The organism is Micrococcus sp. HMSC31B01 (assembly GCF_001816085.1).
In the GTDB taxonomy this organism is placed as follows: domain Bacteria; phylum Actinomycetota; class Actinomycetes; order Actinomycetales; family Micrococcaceae; genus Micrococcus; species Micrococcus luteus.
This window is the reverse complement of sequence record NZ_KV825269.1, coordinates 1-7,663: the sequence shown is the minus strand read 5'-3', so window position 1 is coordinate 7,663 and position 7,663 is coordinate 1. Positions and strand designations below refer to the sequence as shown.

13 protein-coding genes are annotated in these 7,663 nt (G+C 70.5%); 12 read left to right on the top strand and 1 reads right to left on the bottom strand.

From position 1 onward, the window contains the following. Positions 1-381: 381 nt before the first annotated feature. Positions 382-591, top strand: a complete 210-nt coding sequence (locus HMPREF3105_RS09425) for a helix-turn-helix transcriptional regulator (RefSeq protein WP_070709377.1) — start codon at positions 382-384, stop codon at positions 589-591. A gap of 207 nt (positions 592-798) precedes the next feature. Here the strand turns inward: HMPREF3105_RS09425 and HMPREF3105_RS13295 are convergent, their stop codons facing one another. Next, entirely contained in the window at positions 799-936 is a 138-nt protein-coding gene (locus HMPREF3105_RS13295; protein ID WP_168168009.1) for a hypothetical protein, read from the bottom strand. Between the two features lie 59 nt (positions 937-995). Here HMPREF3105_RS13295 and HMPREF3105_RS09420 point away from each other — a divergent pair, with 59 nt between their 5' ends. The 11 genes from HMPREF3105_RS09420 to HMPREF3105_RS13280 all read left to right on the top strand — a co-directional run bounded on the left by HMPREF3105_RS09420 (position 996) and on the right by HMPREF3105_RS13280 (position 7,336). Continuing rightward, positions 996-3,056: a bifunctional DNA primase/polymerase gene (locus HMPREF3105_RS09420; RefSeq protein WP_070709375.1), complete on the top strand. Its 2,061-nt coding sequence runs from the start codon at positions 996-998 to the stop codon at positions 3,054-3,056. A 203-nt stretch (positions 3,057-3,259) separates the two neighbouring features. Next, positions 3,260-3,415 carry a hypothetical protein gene (locus HMPREF3105_RS13290; protein WP_168168008.1) on the top strand — a complete coding sequence of 52 codons (156 nt, stop codon included), beginning with the start codon at positions 3,260-3,262 and terminating at the stop codon, positions 3,413-3,415. Then, entirely contained in the window at positions 3,412-3,549 is a 138-nt protein-coding gene (locus HMPREF3105_RS13285) for a hypothetical protein (protein WP_168168007.1), read from the top strand. The genes HMPREF3105_RS13290 and HMPREF3105_RS13285 overlap by 4 nt, the downstream gene beginning before the upstream one ends. Continuing rightward, entirely contained in the window at positions 3,546-3,770 is a 225-nt protein-coding gene (locus HMPREF3105_RS13040) for a hypothetical protein (protein ID WP_141762485.1), read from the top strand. The genes HMPREF3105_RS13285 and HMPREF3105_RS13040 overlap by 4 nt, the downstream gene beginning before the upstream one ends. Beyond that, positions 3,767-4,030: a hypothetical protein gene (locus tag HMPREF3105_RS09410; protein ID WP_070709371.1), complete on the top strand. Its 264-nt coding sequence runs from the start codon at positions 3,767-3,769 to the stop codon at positions 4,028-4,030. The genes HMPREF3105_RS13040 and HMPREF3105_RS09410 overlap by 4 nt, the downstream gene beginning before the upstream one ends. After that, on the top strand, positions 4,027-4,230 hold the full coding sequence (locus HMPREF3105_RS09405) for a hypothetical protein (RefSeq protein ID WP_070709369.1): 204 nt from the start codon (positions 4,027-4,029) through the stop codon (positions 4,228-4,230). Before HMPREF3105_RS09410 ends, HMPREF3105_RS09405 begins: the two co-directional genes overlap by 4 nt. Further along, positions 4,227-4,547, top strand: coding sequence for a hypothetical protein (locus HMPREF3105_RS09400; protein ID WP_070709367.1), 321 nt, complete (start codon positions 4,227-4,229; stop codon positions 4,545-4,547). Before HMPREF3105_RS09405 ends, HMPREF3105_RS09400 begins: the two co-directional genes overlap by 4 nt. Next, a complete protein-coding gene (locus HMPREF3105_RS09395) occupies positions 4,544-4,921 on the top strand; it encodes a hypothetical protein (protein ID WP_070709365.1) in 378 nt (125 codons plus the stop codon). The genes HMPREF3105_RS09400 and HMPREF3105_RS09395 overlap by 4 nt, the downstream gene beginning before the upstream one ends. Before the next feature lie 52 nt (positions 4,922-4,973). Continuing rightward, the gene (locus HMPREF3105_RS09390) at positions 4,974-6,131 is read left to right on the top strand and encodes a hypothetical protein (RefSeq protein WP_070709363.1); all 1,158 of its coding nucleotides are present in this window, start codon (positions 4,974-4,976) and stop codon (positions 6,129-6,131) included. A gap of 523 nt (positions 6,132-6,654) precedes the next feature. After that, positions 6,655-7,038, top strand: a complete 384-nt coding sequence (locus HMPREF3105_RS09385; RefSeq protein ID WP_063189324.1) for a phage terminase small subunit — start codon at positions 6,655-6,657, stop codon at positions 7,036-7,038. Positions 7,039-7,069: 31 nt separating this feature from the next. Next, positions 7,070-7,336 (top strand): hypothetical protein, encoded by a 267-nt coding sequence (locus HMPREF3105_RS13280; RefSeq protein WP_168168006.1) that lies wholly within the window; start codon positions 7,070-7,072, stop codon positions 7,334-7,336. Positions 7,337-7,663 lie beyond the last annotated feature (327 nt).

The window sequence follows — 7,663 nt, the reverse complement described above, 5'->3', positions numbered from 1 at the left end:
CGTCATGCCGGAAACCACGGGACCGGCCCTGCTGGGTTTCACTCGGAGGATTGGTGGGGAGAACTCCGCTCGCTGCCTCGGTGGCGACGTAGACAGGATGGCTGAGAGCCATGCCAACCCGCTCGCTGGCAACCCGGCGACGTAGACAGGAGCGCTGAGAAGCGCGCCCAAAAACCGACCGCGGTCCCCGGACCCGGCGCTGACATCACAGCTAATCCGATGTGCCCAAATCCGTTGCACGACGGTCGGTCAGAGAGGTTCGCCTCCAACCGCTAGAAGTACCTCCAACGCGCCCATTTCCAGGCCGTCCCACACGGGGCGGCCTTTTTCGTACCCAGCCCCGCAAGGGGCTTTTTTTGTGCCCACAGAAAGGAACCCGCCGTGAAGCACACCCCCACCCCGTTCGAGTTCGACACCAAGACCGCAGCCGAATACCTCGGGATTTCAGAATCCACATTCCGCCGCATGGTGTCCCGTGGAGAAGTCAAGGCGTACCGCATCGGACAGCGCGCTATCCGATTCCGTCGCGCCGATCTCGACCGAGCCGTGAAGGAGGTAAACCCCGCCACGTTCGCAGCTGTGAACGGCTGACCCCGCAACCGCACACCTCACCAATGACGACGCCGGGGAGGGAACAAAAGGAGAGCCCGGCCCGTCACGATGCGCCACCCGGCGCAGATCGGAAAACCAATGTTCCCTAGCAAGAATGAACGCCGCCCCCTCACCCCGGGGACGGCGTCCAACCACACCGATTCAGCACCTACCACGGACCCGAATCTGTCTCCTATTCTACCGGATTCAGCGGATCTTGTCGCGGGTGTTTTCGTGCTCGTGGTGACAGTGCCAGACGACCCCGAACCCCGCCACCGTCGCCGCGTCTTCCTCCAGGCTCAGCCCGCCCAGCGGGCCGCAGACCGCGCCGTCACGCGCGGCCACCGGGCCGAGGTTGTGCTCTGCCGCCTCGTGCCCGAGACCTACGGATGGGAGGAGTCCGCATGAGCGCCGCGCTGATCGACACGGCCCGACAGATGCACGCTGCCGGGGTGAACGTGATCCCCGTTCGCCACGACGGCACCAAGGCCCCCGCGCTGAAGGCGTGGCAGTCACACCGGACGACTGCCGCCGACCTCGACGCATGGTTCGGCGGGGACGATCCCCGCCACCGGGCTATCGGGGCCGCGTGCGGTGCCCTCTCCGGCGGTCTGGAGATGCTGGAAATCGAAGGCGCTCATGTCGGGCTGCTGGAGGACGTGGGACGCGCCGCCGGGGCTGCTGGGCTGCTGGAGCTCTGGGAGCGCGTGAACGGGGGATGGTGCGAACGGTCCCCGTCTGGCGGAGTCCACTGGTTCTACCGCGTGGAGGGCATGGACGTGCCTGGCAACGTGAAGCTCGCCGCCACCGAGGCCCGGCAGACCATCGCGGAGACGCGGGGCCAGGGCGGGCAGGTGGTCCTCGCCCCCTCCGGTGGGACCACGCACAAGACGGGCCGGGCGTGGGAGCGCCTGGACGGTGGGCCGGCTACGGTGCCGACGCTGACCGCTGCTGAGCGCGAGACGCTGCACGGGCTGTTCAGGGCACTGGATCGCGCGCCCGCCCGCACGGTGGAGCATCGGCCCGCCTCAACGCTGGCACCGGCAGATGGGGCACGCCCCGGCGACCTGTACGCGGCCCGCACGACCTGGGATGAGCTGCTGACCCGCCACGGCTGGCAGGTCCACCACCGGGCCGGAGCGGAGACGCATTGGACCCGTCCGGGCAAGTCCACCGCCGAGGGGCCGAGCGCCACCACGCGCGAGGACGGGGGTCTGTACGTGTTCAGCACGTCCACCGCGTTCGACCCGGAAACGCCGTATTCCAAGTTCGGTGCCTACGCCGTGTTGGAGCACGGGGGAGACCATGCCGCCGCCGCCCGTGCGCTGGCCGCTGACGGGTTCACGGACCGCCCGACAGGCCCGGCTACCCCTACGGTCCGGGAGGCCGTCACACAGGCGCCTGGGGCCGTGACGGAGGCCGAGCCGCCGTCCCGGCCCTCGTGGTCCCCGGTAGACCTGTCGGCCTATCTAGACGGGACGGCGACCGCTGTGGAGCCGAGCCTCATGGCCCGCACGGACGGCGTGAAGCTGCTGTATCCGGGGCATGTGCATTCCGTGGCCGGAGAGTCCGAGTCGGGGAAGTCCATGCTCATGCTCGCCGTCGCCGCTCAGGTGCTCACAGACGGCGGACGGGTGCTGTTCATGGACTACGAATCGGACCCGGCGACCGTGCTGGATCGTCTCCTGAAGCTGGGCGCGCCTGTGGACGCGGTGGCCGAACGGCTGGACTATGTGCAACCCGAGGCTGACCCGGACAACGGGGGATGGTCGGACGTGTCCGCGTTCCTGGGACTGTTGGAACGTCGGTACGCCCTGGCCGTCCTGGACGGGGTGACGGAGGCGCTGAGCGTGTCCGGTGTGCCCTCGATTGACAATGATGAGGTCACCGGGTGGATTCGTCGCCTGCCACGACGGATCGCGCGCACCACGGGTGCTGCCGTCGTCATGGTGGATCACGTCACCAAGTCCACGGAGGGCCGGGGGCGATTCGCTATCGGTGCTCAGGCGAAACTCTCCGCCCTGGACGGTGCCTCATTCCTCGTGGAGCCTCTGGCCCCCCTGGGGGTGGGAATGGCCGGCAAGCTCGCCGTTCGGATCGGCAAGGATCGGCCCGGGCGGGTGCGACCTCACGGCGGGAGCTGGCGGAAGTCGGACCGCACTCAGGCCGTCGCCGTCGCCCTGATCGACTCGACCGACCCGTCGCGGATCGTGTTCACGCTGGAAGCCCCGGCGCGGGAAGTGGCCCCGGAGGCGCACGCCGTCCAGGCGGAGGAGGAGCGCCGCGCAGCCGTCCTTGCATGGGTCCGCGACTGCCCCAGCCCGCCGAGCCTGAACAGCATCATCTCAGCCGTTCCCGGGCGGAAGGCGGACACGGTGGCGACGGTCCGGGACCTCGTGGAAGCGGGGCAGCTGCTCACCTCTCCCGGTCCGAATCGCTCGACCCTCCATCACCTCCCCGCCTGATGGTTCCCCGAGTGGGTCCGGGTCCCGCTCTTAGAGAGCGGGACCGGGACCCACTCACGGGACCCGGGTCCCAGTGACCCGGGACCCAGTGGGACCCACTGGGACCCACTTAGGCGCCCCTAGACGGCCCCCGAAAATCCCCACCGGGACCCACTGGGACCCACTCACCCCCCAGCCGTCGTCGTCCCCAGAAAGGCCCAACGATGACCGACACCCCGAACACCGACCGCCCCAGTGCAGAGGAAAGCATGCGCCAAATGCTCCGATTCCACATGGACCGCGCCGAACGCCACCGACTCCGCGCCGAAAAAGCCGAAGCCGAACTCGAAGCCCTGAAGAAGAAGGAGGCCCACCCGTGAGCACCACCTCCCGGCCCACACCAAGACACGCCGCCACCACGGCACTGGAGCGCATCGCCGCCGAGCTCGCATACCTGCGGAATGAGTGCCACAGCATCCGCTACGCCCTCAACCGATCCCAGGAGCGCGCATGAGAGCCCGCCCCACGTACACCGACGCCGACGTGCGCCGGTTCATCGCCCTCGCACGAGGCGGGCGCGACCGACGCGCCGAGCTGCTGGACGCCATGAGGCGGCACCCCGCCGGGAAGGGGCCACGCGCACCCCGCCCCGACCGTCCCCCCATGACCAACGCGGACGGCACACCCGCCGCCCCGCTGCCCACCGCCGACCCCGAAAAAGGAGTGACGGGATGACCCGCCTGTTCCGATCCCACGCAACCTACTGGACGAAGAATCGCCGCACGGCCCGCCGAGCGCAGGCGCTGCCCGCCGTGCAGATCGACCCCGAGGGCCGCGAGGTGCCCGGCGTCGCACTCATCACGGACGCCCACCCGCGCGTGGTGCTCACCGTGGACGAGATGCGCGCGCTTGCCCTCGCCCTGATCGACGCCGCCGAGGTGGCCCGCCAGCAGCTCGCCCCCGCTGAGCCCGACCAGACGGAGAAGGCCGCATGAGCCGCCAGCGCCGCCACCCAGGCACCAAGAAGCGCATGGCCCGCGCGGGCGTCACCCGGACCACGGACCAGCGCCGCGAGCTGCACGCCCTCGCACGTGACCTCGTGCGCCGCGGCCTGGCATCCCCCCTGATCCTGTCCCACGCGCCCCGCCGTCAGCAGATAACCCCCGACACCACTACAGAAGGGAGCGCCCGATGAGCGCCACCGAGAACACGACCCCGACCCCCGCCGACCTGGACCGCATGGCGCGTGAGCTCGGGTTCCGCCCCCGCACGGAGGCACCCGTCACCGGAACCGAGGACCAGGCTGTCCCCGAGCCGGTGGACCAGGCCGCCGAGCTGCGCCGGGAGATGTTCGCGGCCTGGTTCGAGGCCGAGGCCGCCCGAGCCGGATTCGACGGGGAAGCCCTGGCCGGCCACTTCGACCCGGCGACGTTCACGGGCGACGACGAACGCCTGGACCGGGAGGCCGTCCGCGAGTTCGTGGCCATGCTGGCAGGACGGAGCGGGCAGTGAGATACGGCACCCGCTACGGCTCACAGATCGCCCGGGACATGACCGCAGGCCCTCCCGGGGGCGTGCCCAGTGCCCAGGCCGACCGGGCGCGGGATGAGCGCATCGCAGATTTCATCGCCGCTGGATACGCCCGCCAGGAGGCCGAAGCCGCCCGCGCCTACGCCGAGGCCAACCGGCTCACCCCCGCCCAGGAGCGCGCCGCCAGCGAGGCCAAGTTCATGGCAGAGGCCAAGCGCCGCGCCGAGGTCAGGAAGGCAACCCGCCAGTGGGAGGCCCAGCACGGCCCGGCGCCCACCGGCATCCCCGAGCGCGAACCCGGCTCACTGGAGCGCGGGCGCGCCCTGTGGGCCGACCAGCAGCGCCGGCGCGGATGACCCCCGCCCGCACAGACCACCACCACCCCAACACGTCCGAGGAGGACGACGAATGACTACCACCACCCGCAAGCGCGCCACCAAGAACGCCGCCCCCGAGTTCCCCGCCGCCGAGCAGATCGCCGCTGCCATCTCGGAGTTCCACATTGAGGAGCGCCGCGACAAGGAGGCCGGGGAGGCGATCGACAAGCTGATCCGTGAGCTGCGCGCCGAGGACGCCGCCGACCACGCCAGGCCCGCCCGTGACGTGTTCGCCGAGGCCCGCGTGAACGGAGACTGGGACGCCTACCTGGAGGCCCTCCGACGTGACGCGGAGGCCCAGGACCGCACCAGGCACCGCAACGTCATGCTGAGCGCGCTCCAGTCGCAGCGCGCCTCGACCATCGGGGAGTACTCGCCCAAGCGCCGCCACCGCGCCGCCGCCGGCCGGCAGGTGCTCGACTACCTGGCCGACGCGCTGCCCTCCATCCTGGCAGCCGCTCGGGCGCTCGACCTGACCGGCGTGCCCACGGACGCCGAGGCAGCCATGACCGCCGCCCCCGACGTGGTGGAACGCTACGGCCAGGCCCGGCAGATCGTGGACGCGTACACGGCACTCCGGCAGGCGCAGACCCGGGCCGTCCTCGACATCTCCCGTGAGGACGGAAGCGTCGGCGGCGACATGGGAGTGAAGCAGAACGGCCAGTTCCGCGACGCCCTGCACCTGGACGCCACGCACCTGAACAACCGTCGTGCCGCGCTGGGGCAGCTGCGCAAGCAGACCGACCGGGACCACCTGCTCCGCTACGCGCCCGGCGCTCGGGAGTTCTTCGACAACGTGCCCGACCAGCTGTTCGGCCCCATCGGGGATGACGGGTTCCCGGTGGACGTGGACAACGTGATCGCCCGGTGCCGGTGGCTCGGCAAGTGGGGCACCCGCCTGGAGTTCATCGTGCCGACGTTCGAGGAGCTGACCGACTTGAACCGGCTGGCGCAGTCGGCAGTGAACCCCGGCGCATGGCGAGACGGTCACGGCCTTGTCGTCCGTCCTGGGATCGACGGGCGGCCCGACCCGGACAACGCCCGGTTCCTCGCCCTGGCCCACCTGGACTACCAGCGCCCCAAATGGGACGCACCCCAGGGCGACACGGAGGCCGAAGCCGTGGCCGACGCCGCCGAAGCGAACCGACAGGCCGCGCGAGCGTCCGAGCATCCGGGCTACACCGCCTGACCAGCACCACCGACGACCACACAGGGCCGCGACCGTGACCGCCACGGCGCGGCCCTGTGCGGCCCGTACACGCACGCACACGACCGCGACGACCCGGAGGACGACCGGCGGGAGAACGGGCGTCAGGGAGGCGCTCAGACCCCCCCCATCCCCCTCTTCCCCGGCCTTCCTCCTGGTTGCCGCGTATGTCTGCGGCTGACTGTGTGCCGGGTTCAGCCTTTTTCGCTAGGACACGAAAATATGCCGCGATTGACCTGTTTGATGTGCGGAAATCGCATCATCCCGGCCGGCAGGGGACGCCCTCCGCGCTGGTGCTCGGACCCCTGCCGCTACCGGGCGCACAACCGCCTACGTCACCTGCGCGTCAAACGCGCCAGGGCCGAGGGGGACGGCCTGGAGCGCCGCGCCGCGTATCTCACCGACTGGATTACCCGATTGGAGACCACCAATGCCCAACTACCCGAAACCGCAGAATCGCCGATCCCGTCAACGACCGGGGCCGGAGTTCCGTGAGCTAGAGATCGTGCCCTCCGCTCAGCCGGACCTCCCGCCGCGTGATCGGCCCTGGAGCGCGGCCACGCTGCGTTTCTGGGAGCGTCTGGGGGAGTCCTCCATCGCGCCCGAGCTGACCGCGACGGAATGGGACCTGCTGGCCCTGGCAGCGGCGGCATACGAGGAGATGTGGACGGAGAACAAGCTGACCCGGATCGACGGGTTCATGTCCATCATGGGCCGGTTCCCGTTCACTCCGCGTGACCGTTTGGCGCTGCGCGTGCAGGCGCTCACCGGCGTGCAGATGGAACAGCGCGTGCAGGAGGGCGTGGACCGCGCCCACGAGAAACAGAAGCTCCGAGCCCGGGCGTCATATGCCGGGCTGCGGACCACGGGCAGCGGGCAGAGCGCCTAGCCTGTCCGCCCTGCGGTGCATCATGCCCGGCGTGATCGAGACGTTCGACGGCCCCGCATTCCGTAGCCCTGCCGAGGTGCATTCTGCGCGGTATAGGCGTGAGCCGTATGTGCGCGCGACCCTGCCGGACGGGTCCACGGTGGATGGGAAGGTGGTCCGCTGGTCCCCGTCCCATGTGTTGCTGCACTGGCAGGACGATCCAGCCGGCCCGCACCGTGAGGCATGGGTGCCGGGGCCGTGGTGCGAGCGGATCGACCGCGAGGCGTCGGCGTGGCGCGACCCGTACGACCTCCACTAGACAGAGCGGCACCCCCGGGACCGTCAGAGACGGCGGGACCCCGGGGGCGCCTAGCGCGGCCCGAGCGGAGGGGGGGGTGTCGGGCGGCGCTGATGCCCACCGTAGCGGACCACGGGGGACGGTGAGCGGGTTGTCCACATGCCGCCCCGTCGTCGCGCAGCTCTCGGCCGCCGGTATGTCCACTCGGCAGATCGCGCCGGTGGTGGGGGTGGCCGTGCTGGCCGGTGGTTGGTGTGGTGGTTCGGTCTACTGCGCCCGCTACGCGGGCTAGTGGACCTACGGGCGGGCTTGTTCTGGTCCCCTGCCCCAAAGCTCCCGACGCCCCCG

Bases quoted from the DNA above. Each gene is read 5' to 3' on its own strand.
- HMPREF3105_RS09420 (WP_070709375.1), top strand. From the start codon at position 996: ATGAGCGCCGCGCTGATCGACACGGCCCGACAGATGCACGCTGCCGGG.
- HMPREF3105_RS13290 (WP_168168008.1), top strand. From the start codon at position 3,260: ATGACCGACACCCCGAACACCGACCGCCCCAGTGCAGAGGAAAGCATG.
- HMPREF3105_RS13040 (WP_141762485.1), top strand. From the start codon at position 3,546: ATGAGAGCCCGCCCCACGTACACCGACGCCGACGTGCGCCGGTTCATC.
- HMPREF3105_RS09410 (WP_070709371.1), top strand. From the start codon at position 3,767: ATGACCCGCCTGTTCCGATCCCACGCAACCTACTGGACGAAGAATCGC.
- HMPREF3105_RS09405 (WP_070709369.1), top strand. From the start codon at position 4,027: ATGAGCCGCCAGCGCCGCCACCCAGGCACCAAGAAGCGCATGGCCCGC.
- HMPREF3105_RS09400 (WP_070709367.1), top strand. From the start codon at position 4,227: ATGAGCGCCACCGAGAACACGACCCCGACCCCCGCCGACCTGGACCGC.
- HMPREF3105_RS09390 (WP_070709363.1), top strand. From the start codon at position 4,974: ATGACTACCACCACCCGCAAGCGCGCCACCAAGAACGCCGCCCCCGAG.